The organism is Sphingomonas sp. S6, assembly GCF_043498045.1.
Classification (GTDB): domain Bacteria; phylum Pseudomonadota; class Alphaproteobacteria; order Sphingomonadales; family Sphingomonadaceae; genus Sphingomonas.
The window spans coordinates 44976-69762 of record NZ_JBIEOE010000002.1 but is presented as its reverse complement, the minus strand read 5'-3'; the positions used below and the strand labels follow the sequence as shown (position 1 = coordinate 69762).

General features: G+C 67.2%; 22 protein-coding genes. 13 read left to right on the top strand and 9 right to left on the bottom strand.

What is annotated here, in order from left to right:
- Positions 1-302: 302 nt before the first annotated feature.
- A complete protein-coding gene (locus ACGVWT_RS03500) occupies positions 303-3524 on the bottom strand; it encodes an efflux RND transporter permease subunit (RefSeq protein WP_315460549.1) in 3222 nt (1073 codons plus the stop codon).
- Position 3525: 1 nt separating this feature from the next.
- The gene (locus ACGVWT_RS03495; RefSeq protein ID WP_315460550.1) at positions 3526-4701 is read right to left on the bottom strand and encodes an efflux RND transporter periplasmic adaptor subunit; all 1176 of its coding nucleotides are present in this window, start codon (positions 4699-4701) and stop codon (positions 3526-3528) included.
- A gap of 220 nt (positions 4702-4921) precedes the next feature.
- On the opposite strand from ACGVWT_RS03495, the gene ACGVWT_RS03490 reads away from it, so the two are divergent.
- A complete protein-coding gene (locus tag ACGVWT_RS03490) occupies positions 4922-5656 on the top strand; it encodes an SIMPL domain-containing protein (protein ID WP_315460551.1) in 735 nt (244 codons plus the stop codon).
- A gap of 236 nt (positions 5657-5892) precedes the next feature.
- Here the strand turns inward: ACGVWT_RS03490 and ACGVWT_RS03485 are convergent, their stop codons facing one another.
- Positions 5893-6150, bottom strand: a complete 258-nt coding sequence (locus tag ACGVWT_RS03485; RefSeq protein WP_017979892.1) for a GlsB/YeaQ/YmgE family stress response membrane protein — start codon at positions 6148-6150, stop codon at positions 5893-5895.
- Between the two features lie 98 nt (positions 6151-6248).
- Complete coding sequence (locus ACGVWT_RS03480; protein WP_024310369.1) at positions 6249-6548, bottom strand: DUF1153 domain-containing protein; 300 nt, start codon at positions 6546-6548, stop codon at positions 6249-6251.
- A gap of 494 nt (positions 6549-7042) precedes the next feature.
- Here ACGVWT_RS03480 and mnmA point away from each other — a divergent pair, with 494 nt between their 5' ends.
- Both mnmA and ACGVWT_RS03470 read left to right on the top strand, forming a co-directional pair.
- Entirely contained in the window at positions 7043-8155 is a 1113-nt protein-coding gene (gene mnmA, locus ACGVWT_RS03475) for a tRNA 2-thiouridine(34) synthase MnmA (protein WP_315460552.1), read from the top strand.
- Positions 8152-8406: a UvrB/UvrC motif-containing protein gene (locus ACGVWT_RS03470; RefSeq protein WP_315460553.1), complete on the top strand. Its 255-nt coding sequence runs from the start codon at positions 8152-8154 to the stop codon at positions 8404-8406. The genes mnmA and ACGVWT_RS03470 overlap by 4 nt, the downstream gene beginning before the upstream one ends.
- A 145-nt stretch (positions 8407-8551) precedes the next feature.
- Here ACGVWT_RS03470 and ACGVWT_RS03465 read toward each other — a convergent pair whose 3' ends face one another.
- Genes ACGVWT_RS03465 through pdxH form a run of 3 tightly spaced genes read right to left on the bottom strand, consistent with a single transcriptional unit; the run spans position 8552 to position 10877 of the window.
- Entirely contained in the window at positions 8552-9349 is a 798-nt protein-coding gene (locus tag ACGVWT_RS03465) for a PhzF family phenazine biosynthesis protein (protein WP_315460554.1), read from the bottom strand.
- Complete coding sequence (locus tag ACGVWT_RS03460) at positions 9349-10302, bottom strand: cation diffusion facilitator family transporter (protein WP_017979898.1); 954 nt, start codon at positions 10300-10302, stop codon at positions 9349-9351. Before ACGVWT_RS03460 ends, ACGVWT_RS03465 begins: the two co-directional genes overlap by 1 nt.
- Positions 10299-10877 carry a pyridoxamine 5'-phosphate oxidase gene (gene pdxH / locus ACGVWT_RS03455; protein ID WP_315460555.1) on the bottom strand — a complete coding sequence of 193 codons (579 nt, stop codon included), beginning with the start codon at positions 10875-10877 and terminating at the stop codon, positions 10299-10301. Before pdxH ends, ACGVWT_RS03460 begins: the two co-directional genes overlap by 4 nt.
- A gap of 121 nt (positions 10878-10998) precedes the next feature.
- On the opposite strand from pdxH, the gene ACGVWT_RS03450 reads away from it, so the two are divergent.
- The 4 genes from ACGVWT_RS03450 to ACGVWT_RS03435 all read left to right on the top strand — a co-directional run bounded on the left by ACGVWT_RS03450 (position 10999) and on the right by ACGVWT_RS03435 (position 18001).
- Positions 10999-11874, top strand: coding sequence for a Ku protein (locus ACGVWT_RS03450; protein ID WP_394425300.1), 876 nt, complete (start codon positions 10999-11001; stop codon positions 11872-11874).
- Entirely contained in the window at positions 11867-14395 is a 2529-nt protein-coding gene (ligD, locus tag ACGVWT_RS03445; RefSeq protein WP_315460557.1) for a DNA ligase D, read from the top strand. The genes ACGVWT_RS03450 and ligD overlap by 8 nt, the downstream gene beginning before the upstream one ends.
- A 227-nt stretch (positions 14396-14622) precedes the next feature.
- The gene (locus tag ACGVWT_RS03440) at positions 14623-17097 is read left to right on the top strand and encodes a circularly permuted type 2 ATP-grasp protein (protein ID WP_315461010.1); all 2475 of its coding nucleotides are present in this window, start codon (positions 14623-14625) and stop codon (positions 17095-17097) included.
- Positions 17098-17122: 25 nt separating this feature from the next.
- Complete coding sequence (locus ACGVWT_RS03435; RefSeq protein WP_315461011.1) at positions 17123-18001, top strand: transglutaminase family protein; 879 nt, start codon at positions 17123-17125, stop codon at positions 17999-18001.
- Between the two features lie 132 nt (positions 18002-18133).
- Here ACGVWT_RS03435 and ACGVWT_RS03430 read toward each other — a convergent pair whose 3' ends face one another.
- Complete coding sequence (locus ACGVWT_RS03430; RefSeq protein WP_315460558.1) at positions 18134-18397, bottom strand: hypothetical protein; 264 nt, start codon at positions 18395-18397, stop codon at positions 18134-18136.
- 97 nt (positions 18398-18494) lie between these two features.
- On the opposite strand from ACGVWT_RS03430, the gene ACGVWT_RS03425 reads away from it, so the two are divergent.
- From ACGVWT_RS03425 to ACGVWT_RS03400, 6 genes are all read left to right on the top strand, one after another.
- A complete protein-coding gene (locus ACGVWT_RS03425; RefSeq protein ID WP_315460559.1) occupies positions 18495-19436 on the top strand; it encodes a J domain-containing protein in 942 nt (313 codons plus the stop codon).
- Entirely contained in the window at positions 19394-20380 is a 987-nt protein-coding gene (locus ACGVWT_RS03420) for a YihY/virulence factor BrkB family protein (RefSeq protein ID WP_116460620.1), read from the top strand. Before ACGVWT_RS03425 ends, ACGVWT_RS03420 begins: the two co-directional genes overlap by 43 nt.
- A 24-nt stretch (positions 20381-20404) precedes the next feature.
- Complete coding sequence (gene fabI, locus ACGVWT_RS03415) at positions 20405-21196, top strand: enoyl-ACP reductase FabI (RefSeq protein ID WP_017979907.1); 792 nt, start codon at positions 20405-20407, stop codon at positions 21194-21196.
- On the top strand, positions 21196-21714 hold the full coding sequence (locus tag ACGVWT_RS03410; RefSeq protein WP_315460561.1) for an N-acetyltransferase: 519 nt from the start codon (positions 21196-21198) through the stop codon (positions 21712-21714). Before fabI ends, ACGVWT_RS03410 begins: the two co-directional genes overlap by 1 nt.
- Positions 21711-22781: a chorismate synthase gene (gene aroC, locus ACGVWT_RS03405; RefSeq protein ID WP_315460562.1), complete on the top strand. Its 1071-nt coding sequence runs from the start codon at positions 21711-21713 to the stop codon at positions 22779-22781. Before ACGVWT_RS03410 ends, aroC begins: the two co-directional genes overlap by 4 nt.
- Before the next feature lie 68 nt (positions 22782-22849).
- On the top strand, positions 22850-23272 hold the full coding sequence (locus ACGVWT_RS03400) for a hypothetical protein (RefSeq protein ID WP_315460563.1): 423 nt from the start codon (positions 22850-22852) through the stop codon (positions 23270-23272).
- Positions 23273-23334: 62 nt separating this feature from the next.
- Here the strand turns inward: ACGVWT_RS03400 and ACGVWT_RS03395 are convergent, their stop codons facing one another.
- Entirely contained in the window at positions 23335-24624 is a 1290-nt protein-coding gene (locus tag ACGVWT_RS03395) for an adenylosuccinate synthase (RefSeq protein ID WP_315460564.1), read from the bottom strand.
- Between the last annotated feature and the right edge of the window lie 163 nt (positions 24625-24787).

Below are 24787 nucleotides of genomic sequence, written 5' to 3'. Positions count from 1 at the left end.
TCAAGAGGCGTGATGGATGGGGGGATGCGTTGGTCAACACGTCGCCTGTAGCCGGACGTCATTGCCGCTGCCCCTGCCCTATCTGTCACGCCTCCTTTTCCGTAACGCATCTACGCCGTCACGTATCTACTTCGTCACGCCGCTACTTCCGTCATTCCCGCGAAGGCGGGAATCCAGACACGCTACCCTTGCGAAAGACTCGCCACGTTAGCGGTTATGGATTCCCGCCTCCGCGGGAATGACGCGGAGGGAAGCCATGTAACCCTTTCCCCCGTCATCCCGGCAAACGCCGGGTCCCGCCCTTACTCCGCCGGCTGCCCGCCATGGCCCAGCCGCCCGGGCACCGGCCCCAGCGTCGGCGTGTCCGGACCCGCGATGCCGACCACCGTGCTGCCGTCGTCACCGGGGCGGTAGGTCAGCAGACGCCGGCCCAACCGCGGGCCGATATAGCGCTCGACCCCCACCGCCAGGCTGAACGCCGCGGGCACGATCACCAGCGTCAGGATGGTCGACAGGATCAGGCCGCCGATCACGACGATGCCCATCGGTGCGCGCCACGATCCGTCGCCGCCGATCGACAGCGCCGTCGGGATCATACCCGCGACCATCGCGACCGTGGTCATCACGATCGGCTGCGCGCGCTTGTGCCCGGCGTCGATGATCGCGGTCAGCGTGTCGACGCCCTTGTTCATCTCCTCGAGGGCGAAGTCGATCAGCAGGATCGAGTTCTTGGCGACAATGCCGAGCAGCATCAGAAGGCCGATGAAGACCGGCAGCGACAGCGGATTGCCCGTCGCCCACAGCGCGATCAGACCGCCCAGTGGTGCCAGCAGCAGCGACGCCATGTTGACGAACGGGGGCAGCGCCCGGCGGTACAGCAGCACCAGTACCGCGAACACGAGGAACGTGCCCGAGATCACCGCGACGACGAAGTTCTGCAACATCTCCGCCTGCCACTTCGCCTGGCCCAGCGTCAGCTTGTTCACGCCGATCGGCAGATTCTTCATGATCGGCAGATTGTCGATCTGCTTCTGCGCGACGCCGGAAATGATGCCGGGCGCAAGGTCCGCACCCACTGCAATGCGGCGCTGCTGATTGACGCGGTCGATCTGCGTCGGCCCCGAACCTAGGCTGATGTCGGCGATCAGGCTGAGCGGCACAGATCCACCGGTCTGCGTCGCGACCGGCAGGTTCTGGATCGTCGACAGCTCGGTCCGCGCGCCCTGGTCGAGCGCGACGCGGATCGGCACCTGGCGGTCGGCTAGGCTGAATCGCGCCGAATTCTGGTCGATATCACCCAGGGTCGCGATGCGGATCGCGCTGGACAGGGCCTGCGTCGTCACGCCCAGATTGGCGGCCAGGTCGAAGCGCGGCTTGATGATGATCTCGGGCCGCTGGAGGTTGCCCGAAATGCGCGGCTGAGTAATCGTCCCCAGCTTCGCCATCTGGTCGACCAGGGTATTCGCGGTCTTCTGGAGCAGTTCGGGATCGTCGCTGCCGAGCACGACGGTCATGTCGCGACCCGACGAGCCCCAGCCGAACTGCGACCGGAAGCCGACGCGCGCGTCGGGGATTTTGGCGAGTTCGGGCGCAAGCTTGCGTTCGAACTCCGTGCTGGTGACCTTGCGATCGTCGCGCAGCGTCGCCGTCACGCGGCCGTTGGCGACCGATCCATTCGAACCCGTGCGCGCATAAACCGCCTGCACCTCCGGCTGGCGACGGAGCAAATCGGATACGCGCGTCACCACCGCGTCGGTCTGCGCCAGCGTCGTGCCCGGCACCATCTCGATCGTCGCGGTCGAATCGTCATTGTCCTGCGGCGGCGAGAATTGCATTGGGATGACGAAGAACATCGCGATCGTCATGACGAAAGCCAGGATTCCCAGGCCCATCACCCACATGCGATGGTCGCGCCAGCGACTGGTAACGCGGTGGAAGCCGCCACGCGCCGCGCTCGCCTTTTGCCGCGTGCTGTCGAGCGTCCAGCGCAGGACCGCCATATAGGCGTCCATCAGCTTGCCCTCGCCGTGGCTGGCGTGGCCAAAGCTCTTGAGGAAATAGGCCGCGATCATCGGCGTGATGAGGCGCGCGACGGCCAAGCTCATCAGCACCGACACGACGACGGTCAGGCCGAAATTCTGGAAATACTGGCCGGAAATGCCCGGCATCAGGCTGACCGGCATGAATACCGCGACGATCGACATCGTCGTCGCCAGCACGGCGAGCCCGATCTCGTCCGCCGCATCGATCGACGCCTGATAGGCCGATTTGCCCATGCGCATGTGACGGACGATATTTTCGATCTCGACGATCGCGTCGTCGACCAGCACGCCCGCGACGAGGCTGAGACCGAGCAGCGTCATCTGGTTCAGGTTGAAGCCCAACAGCTCCATGAACCAGAAGGTCGGGATCGCCGACAGTGGGATCGCCAGCGCTGAGATCAGCGTCGCGCGCCAGTCGCGCAGGAACAGCAGCACGACGAGCACCGCCAGCACCGCGCCCTCGATCATCGCATGGATCGCGGACTTGTACTGCGCCTCGGTATATTTGACGCTGTTCGAGCGCAGCACGAAATGGACGCTCGGGTTGCGCTTTTCGAGCGCTTGCAGCTTCTTAACCGCCTCGTTGAAGACGCTGACGTCCGAGGCACCCTTGGCGCGCTGGAAGTCGAAGCTGATCGCCTGACGCCCGTCGACCGCGGCGCGGCTGCGCTGTTCGGCGTAGAGGTCGCGCACCGTCGCGATGTCCGCGAGACGGATGGTGCGCCCGTCGCCGACGCTGATCCGCGTCTGTGCGAGGTCGTTGGCATTGCGCGCGTTGCCGAGCACGCGGACCGACTGTTCGGACCCGGCGATCTCGGCGCGGCCACCGGCGGCGTTGAGGTTGATCTGGCGCAGCTGCGCATTGACTTGCGCGGCGGTGAGGCCCTGCGCCTGCAGCTTCAGCGGATCGAGGATCACGCGGATTTCGCGGCTGACGCCGCCGTTGCGGTTGACCGCGGCCATGCCGGGCACCGACAGCAGTTCCTTGGCGACGGTGTTGTCGATGTACCAGCTGAGCTGTTCGACCGTCATGTCGCTGGCGATCGCCGAATAGCTGGCGAGATCGTTGTCCGTCGTGTCCGCGCGGAAGATCTGCGGTTCCAGGATGCCTTCGGGCAGGTTGCTGCGGATCTGTGCGATCTTGTCGCGCGTGTCGTTGACCGCGCGGTCGATCGGCGTGCCGATCGCGAGCTGGACGACGGTGGTCGACTGGCCCTCGGTCACGGTCGAGGTGATTTCGTCGATGCCTTGCAGCGAACGCACCGCCGATTCGACGCGGTTGGTGACCTGGTTTTCGAGTTCGGTCGGTGCCGCGCCCGGCTGGCTGATGACGACGATGACGACCGGAAAATCGATGTCGGGGTCGTTGTTCACGTCCATCCGCATGAAGCTGACGATGCCCGCAAGCGTCAGTGCGATGAACAGGACGATCGGCGGAACCGGGTTCCGGATCGCCCAGGCGGAGATGTTGCGAAAGCTCATGTCAGCTCGCCTTTCCCACGACCGGCTTCACCTTCTGGCCCGGGACGAGGAAGCCACCCGCCGCCCGCACCACACGCTCGCTGCCGTCCAGGCCCGAGGTGATCGTCACGCCCGCATCCGACACCTGGCCGATCTTGACGTTGCGGCGTTCGACCTTGTCGTCCTTGCCGACGATATAGACGAAGCTGCCCTTGTCGTCGCTCTGGATCGCCGAATCGGGCAGCAGCGGCGCCACCGCCGCCCCGCCGACGATCGTCGCCGACGCGAAGCCGCCCGGCCGCAGCGCCGGATCATAGGGCAGCGCGACGCGCGCGATGCCCTGCCGCGTCTGCGTGTCGATGACCGGCGACACCTGCCACACCTCGCCCGCAAAGCTGCGGTCGCTGCCGACCGGCGTCACCTGCGCCCGCGCGCCCGTGTGGAGCGTCGCGAGATCGGCTTCGGAAAGCTGCGCGCGCATTTCGATCTGGCCGCCCTGCGCCATGCGGAACAGCACGCCCGATCCGGCGCTGACGATCTGGCCGGGTTCGGCCTGACGCGTCAGGACGAGGCCAGCGGCGGGCGCGCGGATGTCGAGGCGGCCGTTGCGCGCCTGGGCCTCGCGCAAGCCGGCAGCGGCCACCTGCACGCGGGCCGCCGCAGCATCGCGCGTCGCGGCCTTGCGCTGGAGGTCGGCCTTGGAAATGAAGCCGCGGTCGACCAGCTGCTGGGCACGGTCGAGTTCGGCCTGGGCGATCGTCTGGTCGGAGCGCGCGACCGCCACCTGCGCGGCGAGGCTTTGCGCGGTCTGCGTCTGCACGGAGCGGTCGACGGTGGCGAGCACCTGCCCTGCATTCACCCACTGGCCCGGCTCGACCAGCACGCGCGTGATCATGCCGCCTTCGCCCGCGACGCCGACCGGCATCTCGCGCCGCGCGGCCAGCGTGCCAGTGGCGTTGATCGTGCGGTCCACCGTCTTGCGACCCGGCACCACATAGGTGACGGCCGGCATCTGATCGGTCTTCTTGCCGGCGTTGGGATCGGCCTTTTTGTGCCCGAACATGACATAGGCGAGCACGCCGAGGAGCGCGATCACGATCACGGTGATGACGATCGTCCGTCCGCGGCCCGACGGCGCCGGTTCCCCCGGCAGCGCCATCCGCTCTTCGTGACCGATCGACCCGTTATATTCGTTCATGCCCGTCCCATCCCCGTCCCGGCTTACGTCCGGTCTGTACCCGTCGCACTGTGTTATCGGAATATATCACCGCACTCAAGCCCTGGTCGCGACGATGGGCGCACGGTCGCCGCGTCATGCCGCAAGCCATTGATCTACGCAACGGATCGACGTCGTTCAGCAACGGTTGACCTTATCGGCGGCAGAGACCGCCCAGACACGCAACAACGGGAGTCGTGCGATGAAATATTGGACCGCGCTGGCAGGAGCTGCCGCCGGATTGGTGACGATGACGGGCGCCGCGCACGCTCAGAGCCTGCCGACCACGGTCGAGCCGCTGGTGCCCGCGCAGGGCACGATCCTCGACATCCAGGCGGAAGGCCGCACCACGCGCGTGCCCGATATCGCGACGATCCGGGCCGGCGTCGTTTCGCAGGCGCCGACCGCCGCCGCCGCTCTGTCCGACAATGCGCAGCGGATGGCGCGCGTGATGGCGGGCTTGAAGCGCGCCGGCATTGCGCCCCGCGACATTGCGACGTCGAACGTCGGCCTCAACCCGCAATATCGCTACACAGACGGCCAGCCGCCGGCGATCACCGGCTATCAGGCGACCAACACGGTCAGCGTCCGCTTCCGCGACGTCGCGCGCGCCGGCACCGTGCTCGATGCGTTGGTGGCGGAAGGCGCTAACCAGATCGAAGGGCCGAACCTGTCGATCGACAAGCCCGATGCCGCGCTGGACGAAGCACGCGCGGATGCGGTGAAGCGCGCCCGTGCCCGCGCCGATCTGTATGCGTCGGCCGCCGGCATGCGCGTGGTGCGCGTCATCTCGATTGCCGAAGCCGGGCAGAACGACGGCGGATCGCCGATCATGCCGATGATGGTCCGCGCGATGAAGGCGGATGCCGCCACCCCGATCGCACCGGGCGAGAAGGACGTCACCGTCACGCTGTCGGTACGCTACCTGCTGCAGTGAGGTGAGGCGGGGCGGTTCGCGGCATTCGCCGACCGCCCCTACCCTTCGTTATCCCGGCGCACGCCGGGATCCATGGTTGCGACGCGTTCGAAGTGGCCACCCACTTTGCCACGGCACCCTGTCCGTGGATCCCGGCGTCCGCCGGGATGCCGAAAGAAGCGGTCGATCCGGCGCACGGAAAAGGGCCGCCCGGTTGCCCGGACGGCCCTTTTTTCAACCTCGAGGGGATGCGGCGCTTAGCGCACGCTGCCACGACGCACGAGGTTCACGATCCCGAGCAGGATCACCGCACCCAGCAGCGACACCAGGAACGACGTGACGTTCAGCGGCGCGTTGTTGATCGAACCGCCCGAGATGATCAGGCCGCCGATGAAGGCGCCAACGATACCGACGACGATGTTCAGGAAAATGCCCTGCTGTGCGTCGGTGCGCATGATGATGCTGGCGAGCCAACCGATGACACCGCCGATGATGAGCCAAAGAATGATACCCATAAGTCCCTCCGTTTATCGCCCGGCGTGGGCTCTGGCGGAAAGACTCATGAGGCCGGATAAATGTTCCGCACGCGTTTCGGTCTAGCGTACGATATCGATCAATATTTCTGCTGGCGCTCGTACAGCGACTTATAGTGCTGGATGCGCGTGACGCGCAGTCCCGGCATGCCCGACCGGTCGATCGCGCGCTGCCACCCGGCGAATTCCTCCACCGTCAAACCATAGCGCGTGCAGACCTCGTCCACCGTCAGCAGCCCGCCGTTCACCGCGGCGACCACCTCTGCCTTGCGGCGTACCACCCAGCGCGTCGTCGACGGCGGCGGCAGCGTATCGAGCGTCAGCGACTCGCCGAGCGGGCCGATGACCTTGGCGGGGCGGATTTTCTGATTTTCAATCATCATTCAACCTCGATCGGGGCGGGGGGCCCCCTCTCTGAAAGCAGCACTGTCCCTAGCGACACGGTCTTGAAGATCGGCTGAAACGCCTAGGTAAACGCCGTCTTCATGTTCGTGAGCGTCGCCGTTTCCGGCACCGGTCAACGTCCGCAACAGCATCGCCACCGCGCCGTTGAAGGCACAGTCGAGCGGGTGCAGCAGCCGTGAACGATGTCCCGTCCGGCCGCTCCGCATGTCGGAACGGAGCGCCGGTGGCACACCCTGCCGCGTCGCCACATCCGCCACGGCCGCGGACAGATCGCGGGGAAGCCGGCTGACTTCGCTGCGTCTGTCGAAACCGGGAAAGCTGAGATCCAACGCGGCTGCACTCGTGTTACTCACTAGGGAGAAACGGCTTTATCCCCGCCGGGGTGAAGGTCGGGTAAAGCCCGGTGCAAGAATATGTGAACCATCCTTACTTTGCGGTTCCACCGCCATCGGCGTATGAGACGACCGTTATGGACGACACGGATTTTCAGCTGCCCGCCCCCCTGTCCGCACGGCGCATCGTCGTTGCCATGTCGGGCGGCGTCGACAGTTCGGTAGTGGCGGCGCTCGCCGCGCGCACCGGCGCCGAGACGATCGGAGTGACCTTGCAGCTTTACGATCATGGCGAGGCGACGGGGCGCTCGGGCAGCTGCTGCGCCGGCCGCGATATTCGCGACGCACGCGCGGTGTGCGACCGGCTGGGCATCGCGCATTACGTCTTCGACCATGAAAGCCGATTCCGCGAGACGGTGGTCGATACCTTCGCCGACGCCTATCTTGCCGGCCAGACGCCGATTCCGTGCGTCCAGTGCAACACCGGCCCCAAGTTTACCGATCTGCTCGCCCTCGCCCGCGATCTCGGTGCCGATTGCCTTGCGACCGGCCATTACGTCCGTCGCGTCGCGGGGGCTGCGGGCGCCGAGTTGCATCGCGGCGCCGATCCCGCGCGCGACCAGAGTTACTTCCTGTTCGCGACGACGCAGGAGCAACTCGACTATCTACGCTTTCCGCTAGGCGGCCTGCCCAAGGCGCGAGTACGCGAGATTGCGGCGGAGATGGGCCTCGCCGTTGCGGGCAAGCCTGACAGTCAGGATATCTGCTTCGTCCCCGACGGCGATTATGCCGGACTGGTGCGCAAATTGCGGCCCGAAGCCGATACAGCGGGGGATATCGTCGACCTCGCCGGCGCCAAGCTCGGCACGCATCGCGGCATCATTCACTTCACCGTCGGCCAGCGCCGCGGTCTCGAGATCGGCGGCAGTCCCGAGCCGCTCTATGTCGTGCGGGTCGATGCCGCGAGCCGGCAGGTGGTCGTTGGCCCCCGCGCGGCGTTGGCGGTGGCGGCGGCGCGGCTGAGCGGCGTGAACTGGATTGGCGGCGACCATGACGGGCCGCTGACCGCCAAGGTGCGCTCGATGGCCAAGCCGGTACCAGCGCAACTGGAGGGCGACCGCCTGATGTTCGATGCCCCCGAATATGGCGTCGCGCCGGGCCAGGCGGCGGTACTCTACGCCGGTGACCGGGTGCTCGGCGGCGGCTGGATCGCGGCGACCGAAGCCGCAGCGCTCGCGGCGGCGGCATGACCGTCTCGATCGCGGCGCTGCAGGCGGAGATGGAGGCGGCGGCGGAAGCGCTCGATTTCGCCAGGGCCGCGGAGTTGCGCGACCGCATCAGCCTGTTGCGCGCCGGCGGTGAGGACGCGGATCCAGCAGGACTTACACGTCAGCAACCCGGCGCGATGGGTCTCGGCACGAGTCGCCAGCAGGTCGAACCACCGGCGGGATGGGTGAAGCCGAAGAAGCCCGATCCGATGACCAAGGGGCAGAAGCGGTAGGCTGCCACGCGTTAGCCCGCCCTTCCCCTTCGTCATCCCGGCGAACGCCGGGATCCATGGTTGCGGGGCTGGCGGTGGGACACAAACGATCAGCGGCATCGTGTCCATGGATCCCGGCGTTCGCCGGGATGACGAAGGGATACCTCTACGGCAGCAGAAACGTCCCCTCGATCACCGTCACGCACGCCCCGCCCAGCACCACGCGCTCGCCCTCCAACGCGCAGGACAACAGCCCGCCGCGCTTGCTCGCCTGATACGCCGTGAAGCGATCGCGGCCCAGCGTCTGCGCCCAATAGGGCACGACCACCGCATGCGCCGCGCCCGTCACCGGGTCTTCGGAAATGTCGTAATAGGGCGTGAAGGCGCGGCTGACGATGTCGGTCGCCTGCCCGCGCGCGGTGACAATCGCGACGATCGGCCCCTCTGCGGTCAGCGCGCGATCGTCCGGGCGGACGGCACGCACCGCCGCCTCGTCGGCGAGCACGATCACGGCATAGCCCTTGTCGTGCCATAGCGTCTCGACCGGATCGGCCACGCCCAGCGCCGCGACGACGCCATCCAGCGGTTTCGCGCTCGGCCCCCATGCCGGCAGCGCCACGCGATAGCGGTCGCCATCGCGCGCCACCTCCAGGATGCCCGCCTGCCGCGTCGCGAAGCGCACCCGCGTCAGCGCCGCATCCGACGACAGAACGAAATGCCCGCTCGCCAGCGTCGCGTGGCCGCACAGCGCCACCTCGGCGGCGGGGGTGAACCAGCGCAGATCGAAATCGGCATCCTCGCCATCATGCGGCACGATGAAGGCCGTCTCGCTGAGGTTGTTCTCGCTGGCGATCTGCTGAAGCACGTCATCGGCCAGCCACGCGGCGAGCGGCATTACCGCCGCCGGATTGCCGCCGAACGCGCTCTCTGCAAAGGCATCGATCTGGGCGAAGGGGATACGCATCAATAGCCCACCCGCTTGCCGAACCAGTGCGGCGTCACGTCGGCTTCGACTAACGGATTGTCGGTATCGACATGGCCTTCGGGATCGAGGTGGATCAGCACCTCCACCTTCGGAAACATCTGTCTGAGGTTGCGCTCGACGCCCTCGACGATGTCATGTGCGGCGCCGACCGTCAGGTTGCGATCGACCTCCATGTGGAATTGCGCGAAATCGTGGCTGCCCGATCGGCGCGTGCGGAAATCGTGGATGCCCTTCAGCCCCGGCTGGCGCGCGGCGACGTCGAGGAAGGCGGCGCGCTGATCCTCGGGCCATTCCTTGTCCATCAGCTGGTCGATCGCGTTGGACGACGCCTGGAACGCTCCCCAGGCGAGCCACAGCGCGATCGCGATGCCGAAGATCGGGTCCGCCTTGTGCCAGCCCAAATACTGGTCGACCACCAGCGCCAGAATCACCGATCCGTTGAGCAGCACGTCGGACTGGTAATGGACGTTGTCTGCCATGATCGCGACCGAACCCGTCGATCGGATGATGCGGCGCTGATACCAGAGCAGCACGATCGTCGCGACGATCGCGATCAGCGACACGCCGATGCCGAATTCGGCGTCCGCCGTCGGCCCGTTCTCGCCGAGCGCGGTGATCGCGCGCCACGCGATGCCCGCCGCCGATGCGGTGATCAGCGCGACTTGGAACAGAGCCGCCAGCGCCTCCGCCTTGCCATGGCCGAAACGGTGATCGTGATCCGCCGGCGTCGCCGCGAGTCGCACACCGTACAGCGTCACGAGGCTGGCGAGCAGATCAAGTGCGGTGTCAGCCAGGCTGCCGAGCATTGCGACCGATCCAGTGTGCCAGGCCGCAAAGCTTTTCAGCGCCAGCAGGAAGCAGGCCATGCTGACGCTGGCGAGCGCGGCGCGCGTCGCCAGCGGCAGGAAACGGCGTTGTTCGTCGCGCGTCATGGGAACAGCAATCCTTCGGTCCAGCCCGTATAGGTCCGCGTGAACAGGCGGCGTTCGTGCAGGCGATGCGCACGATCCTGCCAGAATTCGATCGTCTGCGGCGTCACGCGATAACCGCCCCAATGCGGTGGCCGCGGCACGTCGCCGCCCGCGAACCGAGCCTGCATCTCGGCAAAGCGCGCCTCGAACGTTTCGCGCGTATCGAGCGGCCGCGACTGGTCCGATGCCCAGGCGCCCAGCTGCGAATCGCGGCCGCGCGACGCGAAATACGCATCCGACTCGGCGTCGGTCGCCTGGGCCACCGCGCCCTCGATGCGAATTTGCCGGCGCAACGACTTCCAGTGGAACAGCAGCGCCGCCTTGGGCACCGCCGCCAGATCGCCCGCCTTGCGGCTTTCGCGGTTGGTGTAGAACACGAAGCCGTCGGGGCCGTGCCCCTTCAGCAACACCATGCGCACCGACGGCTGCCCGGCGGCATCGACGGTGGCGAGCGCCATCGCATTGGGGTCATTGGGTTCGCTGTCTTTCGCCTCGGCATACCAGGCGTCGAACAGCGCGAAGGGATTGTCGGCCATGGCCGGCCCCTTAGCGGAAAAACATGCCAAGGGAAAATTCCTCCCCCGCCAGGGGGAGGAGTAGCGGGAACGACTCTTTCTCCCATGAATTGAATCGCTTCCGCAACGGAAAGCCCTCGCAATGCCCGCACGCGCTTATTGGCAAGGACAGATCCGGCTCGCGCTGGTGTCGATACCGGTCGAAATCTATTCGGCCACGAAAAGCGGCGCCAGCGTCGCCTTCAAGCAGATCCACGAACCCAGCGGCAAGCCGATCCATTACGAGAAGGTCGTCACCGGCGTCGGCCCCGTCGACACCGACGAAATCATGAAGGGCTATGAGGTGTCGAAGGGCGAGTTCGTGCTGCTGGAGCAGGACGAGATCGACGCCGTGAAGCTCCAATCAAAGAAGACGCTGGAGCTGACCCAGTTCGTCGACGCCGACGAGATTCCCGTCCTCTATTACGAAAAGCCCTATTTCGTCGTGCCGGCGGACGATCTGGCCGAAGAGGCGTTCATCGTGCTGCGCGAGGCGCTGCGGCGGACGAAGAAAGTGGGGCTCGGCCAACTGGCGATGCGCGGGCGCAAATATGTCGTCAGCCTGAAGCCGTGTGGCCGCGGTATGGTGCTGGAAACGCTGCGCTACGCCGACGAGGTGAACAAGGCGCAGAGCTATTTCCGCGAAATCCCCGACGCCAAGCCCGACAGCGAATTGCTCGACCTTGCCGAGGCGCTGATCGACAAGAAGAGCGCCGCCTTCGACCCGCAGGAGTTCCACGACCGCTACGTCGACGCGCTGAAGGACCTGATCGAGCGCAAGCGCAAGACGAAGGGCAAGGTGATCGAGGAGGTCGACGACGACACACCCGCCAAGAGTAGCAATGTCGTCGACCTGATGGCGGCGCTGAAGAAGTCGATGGAGAAATCGGGCGGGTCGGCAGCCAAGGCCGCGCCGGCGAAAAAGCCCGCCGCGAAGAAGGCCCCCGCTAAACGCGCGCCGGCGAAGAAACGTGCCTGAGACCGATCCGCTCGCCCGCTATAACGCCAAGCGGGATTTCGCGAAGACGGCGGAGCCGGCGGGTACGCTCGCGCCCGGCAACGGCAACAGCTTCATAGTCCAGAAGCATGACGCCACCCGCCTCCACTGGGACTTCCGCCTTGAAGCGGACGGTGTCCTCAAAAGCTGGGCCGTGACGCGCGGCCCCAGCCTCGACCCCGACGAAAAGCGTCTCGCGGTGCGCACCGAGGATCATCCTTTGTCATACGCGACGTTCGAGGGCACGATCCCCGAAGGGGAATATGGTGGCGGCACGGTGATGCTGTGGGACCGCGGCACCTGGGCGCCGGTGGCGGGCAAGTCCGCCAAGGACATCGACAAGGGCCACCTCCACTTCGTCCTTGATGGCGAGCGGATGAAGGGCGAATGGCTGCTGATCCGCCTGAAGCCGCGCGGCAAGGAAAAGCGCGAGAACTGGCTGCTACGCAAGATCGACGACGCGCACGCCGGTGGGACGGACACGTTGGTCGAGGAAGCGCTGACGAGCGTATCGACCGGCCGAACGATGATGGAGATCGCCGAGGGCAAATCCGCCCCGGCGCGGAGCGGGGCGCGCAGCAAGCGCAGCACGACGAAGGCAGCGCCCACCGCGCAGAAAGCGCCCTCCGCCAAGGCGCAAAAGCGCCATCGATCCCGGCGGCCGGGCGGGGATCTGCCCGCTTTCCGGGATCCTCAACTCTGCACCTTGGTCGACAGCATGCCCGCCGGCACCGGCTGGCTGCACGAAATGAAGTACGACGGCTATCGCGCGCTCGTCGCGGTGACTGACGGCACGGCCAAGGTCTACACCCGCAACGGCCTCGACTGGACCGACAAGTTTGCGGGCATCGCAGAAGCCGCCGCCGCCCTTCCCGTTTCGTCTGCGCTGATCGACGGCGAAATCGTCGCGTTCAAGGACGGCAGGCCCGATTTCTCGACGCTGAAGGACGCGATCGGTGCGGGCGGCGCGATGACGCTGTTCGCCTTCGATCTGCTGTCGCTCGACGGCGAGGACCTGACCGGCCTGACGACCGTCGAACGCAAGGAGCGGCTGCGCGGCATCGTCGGCGACGACGGACGCCTGCAATTCTCCGAACACGTCCTCGGCTCGGGCGAGCAATTGTTCGATGCGATGTGCCGCGAGGGGATGGAAGGCGTGGTGTCGAAACGCGCCGACGCGCCCTATACCGGCGGGCGCAACCGCACGTGGTTGAAGGCGAAATGCACACGCCGCCAAGAATTCGTCATCCTCGGCTGGGTGCCGTCCGACAAGCGCCGGGGCTTCAAGTCGCTGCTGCTGGGCGTACGCGAAGGCGATGGCAAGACAGGGGGCTGGCGCTACACGGGCAAGGTCGGCACCGGCTTCGATGCCGCGACGATGGACGATCTGGCCGAACGCCTCGCGACGCTCAAGACGGACGCGGCCCCGGTCGACGCGACCGCGCTGAAACCCTTTCGCGCAGCCATCCGCGGCGCCCGCTGGGTTCGCCCCGAACTGGTCGCGGAGATCGCCTTTGCGGAGACGACGCCCGATGGCCTGCTGCGCCATGCGAGCTTTCTAGGCCTGCGCGGCGACAAACCCGCCGAAACGGTCGTCGCGGAAGTGCCCGAACCCGCCCCCGACCAAGGCGACACGCCGGACATCCACGTCAAGGTCAGCAACCGTGACCGCGTGATCTTCCCCGAAAGCAACGTCACCAAGGGTGAGCTCGCCGATTATTACGCCGCGCTCAGCCCGATCATGCTGCCCTGGGTCGCGCGCCGCCCGCTCAGTTTGGTCCGCTGTCCGCAAGGTCGCGCCAAACAATGCTTCTTCCAGAAGCACGACGCGGGCAGCTTCGGCGAACACGTCCATCATGTCGACGTGCGGGAAAAGGACGGCAGCGTCGAACCCTACCTCTACGTCGACAGCGCCGACGGTCTGGTCGCCTGCGTGCAGATGGGGGGCATCGAATTTCACGGCTGGGGGAGCCACGTCGATGCGATCGAGCGGCCCGACCGGCTGGTGATCGATCTCGACCCCGATGAGGGCCTGGGCTTCGCCGAAACCAAGGCCGCCGCCGATCACGTTCGCACCCAGCTTGCTGAAATCGGCCTCGTCAGCTTCCCATTGCTGTCGGGCGGCAAGGGCGTCCATGTCGTCGTGCCGCTCAAGCCCGAGGCGGAATGGCCCGCGGTAAAGGATTTCGCCGACCGCTTCGCGCGCGCGCTGGCCGCGGCGGAGCCGGACCGCTTCGTCGCGGTCGCGACCAAGGCAAAGCGCAAGGGCCGCATCTTTATCGACTATCTGCGCAACCAGCGCGGCAGCACCGCGATCATGCCCTATTCGGCTCGGGCACGGGCCGGCGCACCGGTGTCGGCCCCCGTGTCTTGGACGGAATTGCGCGACATCGACACGGCAGCACGCTGGACCGTACGCGACGCGGACGAACTGCTGAAGCGGGCGACGACACGCGCACTGGCGGGCTGGGGCGTGGCGGACCAGGTGCTGCCGGACGTGTGAGGCGCCGCGGTTGCCGCAACACCCCAGTCGCCCCGGACTTGTTCCGGTGTCCACCGGGCCGCAAGGACGCGGCAAGAAGCTTAACCCATCTCCCTCGCCGCGGAGGGGACCGCGGAACGTGTCCGGGGTGACGATGTGGTTGCGGTGACCGCCGCCCTCCCCAAACCCTGTTGCATCCACCCCAGCATGTGTAGACGATGCGCCGCAACACACGGGGGCTGACAGCGATGGCGACGCAGGCGGCGCCCATATTCGATGCCGAGACGCATGCCCGGCGCTGGATCGCCGACTATTGCGCCCGCACGCGCGGCGGCGACGTGCTGTGCGACAGCGGCGATCCCGCCTGGGGCGCGATGTTCGCCGAACTCGCGAGCGTCGCTTCCGACGACCTCGACCATGTCCGCGAACGCGTCCGCCGCCACGCCGCCGACATCGGCACCGGCTTTCGCATCATCGGCGAGGCGGACGAGCGCCCCTGGCCGGTCAGCCCGGTGCCGCTGCTGATCGAGGCGGAGGAATGGGCCGGCATCGCGCGCGGCGTCACCCAACGCGCCGAACTGATGGAGACGGTGATCGCCGATCTCTATGGCCCGCAGCGCCTGGTCGAGCGCGGTTTGATCCCGGCCGCGCTCGTCACCGGCAGCCCCTATTTCCTGCGGCCGATGGTGGGGCTGGATCCGCCGGGCGGCAAGCATCTGCATTTCATCGCGATCGACCTCGGCCGTGGGCCCACCGGCGAATGGCGCGTGCTTGCCGATCATCTGCGAGCGCCGGCGGGTGCCGGCTATGCGCTCGAGAACCGGCTGGCGGTCAGCCGCACGCTGGGTGGCCTGCAGGCGCGGCTCAATGTCCAGCGCCACGCGCCGTTCTTCGCCGCCTTCCGCGCCGGGATCGCCGCGATGTGCCGCCGTGCCGACCCGCGCATCGGGCTGCTGACGCCGGGGCGCTACAATCCGAGCTATCCCGAACAGGCGCATCTCGCACGCTATCTCGGCCTGCTGCTGGTCGAGGGCGCCGACCTCGCCGCGCTGGAAAACCAGCTCTACGTCCGCACCATCGCCGGGCTGAAGCGGATCGATGCGCTGTGGCGCCGGGTCGATCCGCGCATGCTTGATCCGCTGGCGTTCGATTCGCACTCGCAGATCGGCGTCGCCGGCCTGATCGACGCCTATGCGGCGGGCAATGTCGTGCTGTCGAACGCGCCGGGCGCGGGCGTGCTGGAGGCGCCGGCATTCGGCGCCTTCCTGCCACAGCTCGCGACGCGATTGCTGGGCGAGAGCCTGCATCTGCCCAATATCGCGACCTGGTGGTGCGGCCAGCCGACCGAGCGCGCACGCGTCGCCGAAGACCTCGATCGCATGTTGATCGGCACCGCCTTCGGTCCCGCCCCGCTTGGGTTGCCGCAGGGCCGCACCGTGCATGGCGGCGAGCTGGACGACGACGCCAAGGCGATACTCCTTGCCGACATGGACCGGCGACCGCAGGATTATGTCGGGCAGGAGATCGTGCGCCTGTCGACGATGCCCGTCGTCATCGGCGATACGCTGGAACCGCGCCCCTTTACGCTGCGGGTCTTCGCGGCGCGCGACGCGAGCGGCGGCTGGACGGTCATGCCCGGCGGCTTCGCCCGCATCGGCGAGGCGACCGACCCACGCGCCAGCGTGCTGGGCGAAGGCCTGTGGTCCGCCGACGTCTGCGTCCATGGTGCCGAGGCGGTGGAGCCCGTCTCGCTCCTCCCCGCCCCCGATTCGCATCACGTCCGCCGCAATCCCGGGACCCTGCCTAGCCGCGTCGCCGACAACGTCTATTGGCTTGGCCGTTATCTGGAGCGCGGCGAAGCGCTGCTCGCGGCGATCCGCGTGATGCTGGGCCATTCGATCGCGGCGGACGGTGGTGCGGCCTTGTCCGACGCCACTGTCGCCAAGCTGGTCGGCCTGATCGCGGGCAATGGCGCCGCGCCCCACCCCGATTCGATGCGCCGCGGCGACCTCACCGCCTTCGCGCGCACCGCGATGGAGGACGAGGGCTGGCATTCTGTCGCGAAGATCAACCGGCTGGCGCGCGGCATCGGCGAAGGATCGCGCGACCGCCTGTCCGCCGACATGATGCGGCTGCTCGAAGCGCCCTTCCCCACCCATCGCGGCATGCTCGACCGGGCGGGCTCGCTCCAGCGCCGCTATGCCGCGATCCTCGGCCTGTCGGCGGAGCATATGGGGCGCACCGCCGCTTGGCGCTTCCACGACATCGGCCGGCGCATCGAGCGCGCCATCGCGATGACGCGCGCGCTGCGCCTGTTCGGCATGCCCGGTGCGACCGCGGACGATCTGTCGACGCTACTCGACCTCGCCGACAGCCAGATCAGCTATCGTCAGCGGTATCTGACCGGCATCGCGCGTGTCCCCGTCGTCGATCTCGTCGCCCTCGATCCCGGCAACCCGCGCAGCCTCGCCTATCAGGCCGAGCGCATCACCCAGCGGCTCGCCGACCTGCCGGTCCTGAGCGACGACGGCATGCCCGAACCGCAGCAAAGCCACGCCACCGCGCTCGCCGCGACACTGGCGATGACCGATGCGGCGGCGATCGACGCCGATGCGCTGGGCGATATCGAGCGGCGCCTCGCCCAATTGTCCGACGCGATCGCACGCCGCTACTTCCTGCAAGGCGCCGAGCCGCTGCGCGCCGTGGGCCTTACTCTGGCATGAGGTGGGGCGCATGACCATGCATCCGATGCGTTACGACGTCCGCCACGTCACCCGTTTCGACTATGGCGGCAACGTCAAGTTCGCGCGCTGCAACCTGCGGCTGAAGCCGATCGACTGGCCGGGGCAGGTACTGGAGGATTACCGCCTGACCGTCGAACCCGCCGGGCGGACCAGCACCGGCCTTGCCGAAGCGGGCCTCGCCCATGTCACGCGACTGGTGGTCGATACGCCGGTGCGCAGCCTGACGATCGAAAGTGTCGCGCGCCTGACGGTCGACCGACTGGTGCCGGTGCCCGCACCCGACGACCCCACGCTGGGCGAGATCGCCGCGCTGGCGCTCGCCAGCCGCGACCTGTCGGCGGCGGGGCCGGCCAATTATCTGTTCCCCTCGCCGCTCATCCCCCTCGACCGCGACATCGCGGCCTATTGCGCGGAGGACCTGTCACCCGAGCGCGGCAGCCTGGAGGCGGGGATTGCGCTCGCCCGCCGCATCCAGCGCGATTTCGCCTTCGATCCGGATGCGACGCTGGTCGATACGCCTCCGCGCGAAGCGTTTCGCCAGCGCAAGGGCGTGTGCCAGGACTTCGCGCAGATCATGATCACCGGCCTGCGCGCCGCCGGCCTGCCCGCGGCCTATGCGAGCGGCTATATCCGTACGATCCCACCGGAGGGGCAGCCGCGGCTGGTCGGCGCCGACGCGACGCATGCCTGGGTGCTGTTGTGGTGCGGCCCGGCGCGCGGCTGGATCGGGCTCGATCCGACCAATGGCATCTGGATGGCGGGCGACCATATCGTGATGGCGGTCGGCCGCGACTATGCCGAGATCGCGCCGGTCGATGGCGTGGTGCTGGGTTCGCAGGCGCAGAGCATGTCGGTCAGCGTGGACGTGGCGCCGCTGTCATAATCCCTCATTTCGTCATCCCGGCGCACGCCGGGATCCATGGGCACGGCGTCGCCGGTGTTACGCGCACTATTGGCCTCATCGCGACCATGGATCCCGGCGCACGCCGGGATGACGAAGGTCAGGATGCCAGAATTACTTCGTCAAAGCATTCGCGTTCCCGACGTCCTCGTCCGTATCGCCATCACCCGTGCCGGAATAATCCATCCCGCTCTGCCCGCCATGACCCAGGAAGCCACCACCGACATCGTCGCGGTCCTTCGCATCCTTGCCCGTATGCGGATTGGGATAGGCGCCACCGTTGCTCTCGCTCGCGGCTTTGCCGCCCGGCGCCTCGACGCCGTCGTTCGATCCGCCGCGATCCGTGCTCATCGCCTGCGTGGGCTGTGTGTCGGTCATCATCACTCTCCTCGATGACCCACCAACGAAGCAGCCACCGATTGCGTTGCGGCGCGGCCTCCCCCACATAGGTTCATAATACACCAACGGGGAACCAATGGCCGATCCATATCAGACTTTGGGCGTCGCGCGGGGCGCGTCCGAGGCCGACATCAAGAAGGCGTATCGCAAGCTCGCCAAAGAGCTGCATCCCGACCGCAACAAGGACAATCCGAAGGCGGCCGAACGCTTCAGCCAGGTGACCGGCGCCTACGATCTGCTGACCGACAAGGATAAGCGCGCCCGCTTCGATCGCGGCGAGATCGACGGCGATGGCAACCCCGCCTCGCCCTTCGGCTTTGGCGGTGGCGCACGCCCCGGCGGCGGGCGCACCAATGCGGGCGGCGGCTTCAGCAGCGCCGGCTTCGAATTCGGCGCGGGCGACGCCGACATGAGCGACATTTTCGAAGGGTTGTTCGGCGGCGCGCAGCGTGGCGGTGGTGGCGGCTTCGCCAGTGGCTTCGGCCGGCGCCCGCAGCCCAAGGGCGCGACGATCACGTACCGGTTGCAGGTGCCCTTCGTCGATGCCGCGACGCTCGCGCCCCAGCGCGTGACGCTGGGCGACGGCAAGGCGATCGACCTGAAGCTGCCCGCCGGCGTCGAGACGGGCACGCAGATGAAGCTCGCCGGCAAGGGCGAACCCGGCCCCGGCGGTGCGGGCGACGCGATCGTCGCGATCGAAGTGCAGGGCCATCGTTTCTTCACGCGCGACGGCGACGACGTGCGGCTCGACCTGCCGATCACGCTCACCGAAGCGGTGAAGGGTGGTTCGGTTCGCGTGCCCACCGTCGACAAAGCCGTGATGCTGACGATCCCGAAGGGGACCAGTTCGGGCAAGACGCTGCGCCTGAAGGGCAAGGGCTTCCACAAGAAGGATGGCAGCCGCGGCGACCAGTTGGTCACGCTGATGATCGACCTTCCGTCTGATGATGCAGCGTTGCAACAGTTCGCCGACGGATGGCAGGACCCACGGAACCCGCGCGCCGCGATGGGCGTCTGACGAGGGTAGTGACCGATACGACAGCCCTGACCCCCGAAGCTCGCGCGCATCTGCGCAAGGGCGCCCGTCATCAACTGGCCAAGCTGAAGCCCGGCCCTGCCGCGATCGAGGTCGCCAAGCGGGCCGGACTCGGCGTGTTCAACGACGGGTTCATCCACGCCGGCAATCTCGCCTATCTCGCGCTGATGACGGTGTTCCCGTTCTTCATCACCGCCGCGGCGGTGCTGTCGCTGCTGGGGCAGAGCGCCGAAACGCAACGCGCGGTCAGTTCCTTCCTCCATGTCCTGCCGCCCAACGTCGCCGATATCCTGCGCAAGCCGATTGCCGACGTGCTGGTCGCGCGGACGGGATCGCTGCTGTGGCTGGGCGGCCTCGTCGGCCTGTGGACCGTCGGCAGCTTCGTCGAGACGATCCGCGACATCTTCCATCGCGCCTACGGCGTGAAGGCGAGCGTGCCCTTCTGGCGGTCGCGCCTGTCGTCGTCGGGCGTCATCATCCTGTCGGTCATCATCGCGCTGATGAGCTTCCTGGTGCAGGGTATCCTGACCGCGGCGGAACAGTTCATCTATCGCCTGCTGCCCTTCGCACGCGACGCCGCGGGCTGGGTCGGCCTGTCGCGACTGATCCCCGGCCTCATCATGTTCGGCGCGCTTTATCTGCTGTTCTACTCGGTGACGCCGGGCAAATATCGCCACAGCAACTGCCCGAAATGGCCCGGCGCGCTGTTCACCGCAGGCTGGTGGGTCAGCATGACCGCGCTTCTGCCGCTCGTGCTCAGCCAGCTCGGCGGATACGACCTCACCTACGGCAGCCTCGCGGGCGTCGTCGTCATGCTGCTGTTCTTCTATCTGATCGGTCTGGGCCTCGTCTTCGGCGCCCATCTCAACGCGGCACTGGCGGAACCCCCCGAACCGGCGCTACAGGAGGCCGCGACCACAGAATAAGGTAATGAGCGCGTGACGGGTTTGATGGCAGGCAAGCGGGGGCTGATCATGGGCCTCGCCAACGACAAGTCGCTGGCCTGGGGCATTGCCAAGCAATTGTCGCAGCAGGGCGCGGAACTTGCCTTTTCCTATCAGGGCGCCGCGATGGAAAAGCGCGTGCGTCCGCTCGCCGAACAGCTCGGCGTCGCCCGCCTGTTCGATTGCGACGTGTCGGACATGGCGGCACTGGATGCGACCTTCGCGGCGCTGGCGCAGGAATGGCCGACGATCGACTTCGTCGTCCATGCAATCGGCTTTTCCGACAAGTCGCAGCTGCGCGGTAAGTTCTACGACACCACGCTCGACAACTTCCTGATGACCATGAACATTTCGGCCTATTCGCTGGTCGCCGTCGCACAACGCGCGCGGGCGATGATGCCGCAGGGCGGGTCGATTCTGACGCTCACCTATTACGGCGCGGAAAAGGTCATTCCGCATTACAACGTCATGGGCGTCGCCAAGGCCGCGCTGGAGACGAGCGTCAAGTATCTCGCGGTCGACCTCGGCCCAGAAAACATCCGCGTCAACGCCATCTCGGCCGGCCCGATCCAGACGCTGGCGGCGCGTGGCATCGGCGACTTCAACTACATCCTGAAGTGGAACGAGCTGAACAGCCCGCTGCGTCGCACCGTGACGATCGAGGATGTCGGCGGCGCGGGTGTTTACATGCTGTCCGATCTGTCGGCGGGCGTCACCGGCGAAATCCACCATGTCGACGCCGGCTATAACGTCATCGGCATGAAGGCAGAGGACGCGCCCGACATCGCGCTGGCGTGATGCCGACGATCCGCCCCGCCGCAGGCCGCGACGTCGCCGCGATCGACGCGCTGCTGCGCGACTGTTTCCCGGCGCCCGACGAGGCGACGCTGGTGCGTGACCTATGCGTGGAGGGCGACATGGTGCTCGTCCTCGTCGCCGAGATCGACGGTGCGCTCGCCGGCCTCGTCGCGTTCAGCCGGATGCGGGTCGACGTCGGCGGCAAATCCGTGGCTGCGGTTGCACTGGCCCCGCTCGCCGTCGCCCAGGAATGGCGGCGGCAGGGCGTGGCGGAGGCGTTGGTCGCCGCCGGGATCGAACAGCTGGAGTCGGCGGGTATCGTGCTCTGCTTCGCGCTCGGCGAACCGGCCTTCTACACCCGTTTCGGCTTCGCCACCGATGTCGCGAGCGGGTTCGCGTCGCCGTATGCGGGCGACTATTTCATGGCGCTGCCGTTGCAGGGCGGACTGATCCCGTGCGGCGTGCGGGGCGAGGCGGCGCACGCACCCGCCTTTGCGCGACTGGGGGCAACGCAATGAGCATCAACAGCTTCGGCCATCTGTTCCGCTTCACGACCTGGGGCGAAAGTCACGGGCCGGCGATCGGCGCGGTCGTCGATGGGTGCCCGCCGGGGATCGCCTTGAGCGAGACCGACATCCAGCCCTGGCTCGACAAGCGCCGCCCGGGCACCAGCCGCTTCACCACGCAGCGGCGCGAGCCCGATCAGGTGCGCATCCTGTCCGGCGTGTTCGAAGGCAAGACGACCGGCACGCCGATCAGCCTCATGATCGAGAATGTCGACCAGCGTTCGAAGGATTATTCCGAGGTCGCACTCGCCTATCGTCCCGGCCATGCCGATTACGCCTATGACGCCAAATACGGCTTTCGCGATTACCGCGGTGGCGGGCGGTCATCGGCGCGCGAGACGGCGAGCCGGGTCGCGGCGGGCGCGGTGGCGCGTGCGGTGATTCCCCAGGTCAAAATCCGTGCCTGGGTTGAGGCGATTGGCGGCGACCGGATCGATTACGCCGCGTTCGACGATGCACAGATCGACGCCAACCCCTTCTTCTGCCCCGACGCTGCGGCCGCCGCCCGCTGGGAAGCGATCGTCGATGCGGCGCGCAAGTCCGGCTCGTCCGTCGGCGCGGTCGTGGCATGCGAGGCAACGGGCGTGCCGGCCGGCTGGGGCGCGCCGCTCTATGCCAAGCTGGACAGCGAACTCGCGTCGGCCTGCATGAGCATCAATGCGGTGAAGGGCTTCGAGATCGGAGACGGCTTCGCCGCCGCCGCGCTGACCGGCGAACAGAATGCCGACCCGATGCGCGCCGGCAATACGGGCCCCCGCTTCCTCGCCAATCATGCGGGCGGCATCGCGGGCGGCATCGCCACAGGCCAGCCGATCACGTTGCGCGTCGCGTTCAAGCCGACCAGTTCGATCCTGACCCCCGTCGACACGATCACGCGCACCGGCGAGGAGACGCAAATCGCCACGAAAGGCCGCCACGACCCCTGCGTCGGCATCCGCGGCGTGCCCGTCGTCGAGGCGATGATGGCATTGGTCTTAGCGGACCAAGCGTTGCTTCACCGGGGCCAGACGGGCCGCTGAGGGCACACAGGGCGGAACACTCTCCATACCAACCCGTTGGGGTCAAGCAATTTTTGCAGGAGAGAACAATGCGTAAGGTCCTTCCGATCATGGCAGCTGCCATGCTGATCCCGACCGCCGCTTTCGCCCAGACCACGACGGGCGGTTCGACCACCGGTTCCATGGGCGGCCAGACGACGACCACGTCGCCCACCGACCAGAGCACCACCACCACGACGCAAAGCCGCTCGTCCAAGTCGATGAAGCGTGGCCGTAGCGGCACGGCCGGCATGAACGGCAGCACGACGGGCACGACGAATTCGACGACGACCACCACTCCAGCGCCGGGCACGACCGATACGATGGGTGGCACTACCGGCACCGGCACGGGCACGACGACGGGTACGATGGGCGGCACCGGCACGACCGGCACCATGGGCGGCACGTCGACCACCGGAACGATGGGTGGCACCATGGGCGGCACGACCGGCACCACCACGCCGACCCCGTAATCGACGGCTGACGCCTTAAAAAAGGGCCGGGTGGCTTGGCCACCCGGCCCTTTTTTGCATCCTCAATCCGCGAAGGGGTCGCGAACCAGAATCGTGTCCTCACGCTCGGGGCTGGTCGATACCAGCGCGACCGGGCAGCGGATCAGTTCCTCAACGCGGCGGATATACTTGATCGCCTGTGCCGGCAGGTCTGCCCAACTACGTGCGCCTGCGGTCGACTCCTGCCAGCCTTCCATTTCTTCGTAAATCGGCTCGACATTCGCCTGATCCGCGGCATGCGCCGGGAAATAATCGAGTTCCTGCCCATTCAGGCGATAGCCGGTGCAGATCTTCACCGTCTCGAACCCGTCGAGCACGTCGATCTTGGTCAGCGCGATGCCGGTGATGCCGCCTACCGCCGCCGACTGGCGCAGCAGCACCGTGTCGATCCAGCCGCAGCGCCGCTTGCGCCCCGTCACCGTGCCGAATTCGTGACCGCGCTGGCCCAGCCGCTCGCCCGTTTCGTCATCCAGCTCGGTCGGGAACGGCCCCGATCCGACGCGGGTCGTATAGGCCTTGGCAATCCCCAGGACGAAGCCGACCGCGGCCGGCCCCAGGCCCGATCCGCCCGCCGCCGTGCCGGCGATCGTGTTGGACGAAGTGACGAACGGATAGGTGCCATGATCGACGTCGAGCAGCACGCCCTGCGCGCCTTCGAACAGGATGCGCTTACCGCGGCCGCGCGCCTCGTTGAGGTCGCGCCACACCGGCTTGGCGAAGGGGAGCACGAAGCCAGCAATCGCGCGCAGTTCGTCGAGCAGGCCCGCCCGATCGATCGGTGCCGCTCCGAACCCGGCGCGCAGCGCGTCGTGATGCGCGAGCAACCGATCGAGCTGCGGCCCCAGATCGTCGAGATGCGCCAGATCGCATACGCGGATCGCGCGGCGGCCGACCTTGTCCTCATAGGCCGGACCGATGCCGCGACGCGTGGTGCCGATCTTGCCCGCACCCGATGCATCCTCGCGCAGCCCGTCGAGATCGCGGTGCAGCGGCAGGATCAGCGCACAGGTATCCGCGATGCGCAGCGTCTCCGGCGTCGCAGAGACGCCCTGCTCACCCAGTCGCTCGATTTCGGCTTTGAGCGCCCAGGGGTCGAGCACCACGCCATTGCCGATGACGGAGGGCGTGCCGCGCACGATGCCCGACGGCAGCAGCGACAATTTGTAGACGTTCTCGCCGACGACGAGCGTGTGGCCGGCGTTATGGCCGCCCTGGAAGCGCACGACCATGTCGGCGCGCTCGGCGAGCCAATCGACGATCTTGCCTTTGCCCTCGTCGCCCCATTGCGCGCCGATGACTGCTACGTTGGCCATGGATACAGGTCTCCGCCTGCCGGCGTGGTCCGTGGCGCCCTTCGACAGGACTCGGCGCAACGGATGGTCCTGAAATACGAGCGCGCAGCTACCGGCATGCGCGCGGCGGGTCAACCGGGTAGTGGTAGATCGGCCTCACCCTTCCAGCGCTGCGCTGGCGACA

Bases quoted from the DNA above. Each gene is read 5' to 3' on its own strand.
- ACGVWT_RS03485 (WP_017979892.1), bottom strand. From the start codon at position 6,150: ATGGGTATCATTCTTTGGCTCATCATCGGCGGTGTCATCGGTTGGCTC.
- ACGVWT_RS03420 (WP_116460620.1), top strand. From the start codon at position 19,394: ATGGCAGGACCCACGGAACCCGCGCGCCGCGATGGGCGTCTGACGAGG.
- fabI (WP_017979907.1), top strand. From the start codon at position 20,405: ATGGCAGGCAAGCGGGGGCTGATCATGGGCCTCGCCAACGACAAGTCG.
- ACGVWT_RS03460 (WP_017979898.1), bottom strand. From the start codon at position 10,302: ATGACGCGCGACGAACAACGCCGTTTCCTGCCGCTGGCGACGCGCGCC.
- ACGVWT_RS03395 (WP_315460564.1), bottom strand. From the start codon at position 24,624: ATGGCCAACGTAGCAGTCATCGGCGCGCAATGGGGCGACGAGGGCAAA.
- ACGVWT_RS03430 (WP_315460558.1), bottom strand. From the start codon at position 18,397: ATGACCGACACACAGCCCACGCAGGCGATGAGCACGGATCGCGGCGGA.
- ACGVWT_RS03480 (WP_024310369.1), bottom strand. From the start codon at position 6,548: ATGATTGAAAATCAGAAAATCCGCCCCGCCAAGGTCATCGGCCCGCTC.
- ACGVWT_RS03435 (WP_315461011.1), top strand. From the start codon at position 17,123: ATGCGTTACGACGTCCGCCACGTCACCCGTTTCGACTATGGCGGCAAC.
- ACGVWT_RS03450 (WP_394425300.1), top strand. From the start codon at position 10,999: ATGCCCGCACGCGCTTATTGGCAAGGACAGATCCGGCTCGCGCTGGTG.
- pdxH (WP_315460555.1), bottom strand. From the start codon at position 10,877: ATGGCCGACAATCCCTTCGCGCTGTTCGACGCCTGGTATGCCGAGGCG.
- ACGVWT_RS03410 (WP_315460561.1), top strand. From the start codon at position 21,196: ATGCCGACGATCCGCCCCGCCGCAGGCCGCGACGTCGCCGCGATCGAC.
- aroC (WP_315460562.1), top strand. From the start codon at position 21,711: ATGAGCATCAACAGCTTCGGCCATCTGTTCCGCTTCACGACCTGGGGC.
- ACGVWT_RS03500 (WP_315460549.1), bottom strand. From the start codon at position 3,524: ATGAGCTTTCGCAACATCTCCGCCTGGGCGATCCGGAACCCGGTTCCG.
- ACGVWT_RS03400 (WP_315460563.1), top strand. From the start codon at position 22,850: ATGCGTAAGGTCCTTCCGATCATGGCAGCTGCCATGCTGATCCCGACC.
- ACGVWT_RS03495 (WP_315460550.1), bottom strand. From the start codon at position 4,701: ATGAACGAATATAACGGGTCGATCGGTCACGAAGAGCGGATGGCGCTG.
- ACGVWT_RS03465 (WP_315460554.1), bottom strand. From the start codon at position 9,349: ATGCGTATCCCCTTCGCCCAGATCGATGCCTTTGCAGAGAGCGCGTTC.
- ACGVWT_RS03490 (WP_315460551.1), top strand. From the start codon at position 4,922: ATGAAATATTGGACCGCGCTGGCAGGAGCTGCCGCCGGATTGGTGACG.
- ACGVWT_RS03470 (WP_315460553.1), top strand. From the start codon at position 8,152: ATGACCGTCTCGATCGCGGCGCTGCAGGCGGAGATGGAGGCGGCGGCG.
- ACGVWT_RS03425 (WP_315460559.1), top strand. From the start codon at position 18,495: ATGGCCGATCCATATCAGACTTTGGGCGTCGCGCGGGGCGCGTCCGAG.
- ACGVWT_RS03440 (WP_315461010.1), top strand. From the start codon at position 14,623: ATGGCGACGCAGGCGGCGCCCATATTCGATGCCGAGACGCATGCCCGG.
- mnmA (WP_315460552.1), top strand. From the start codon at position 7,043: ATGGACGACACGGATTTTCAGCTGCCCGCCCCCCTGTCCGCACGGCGC.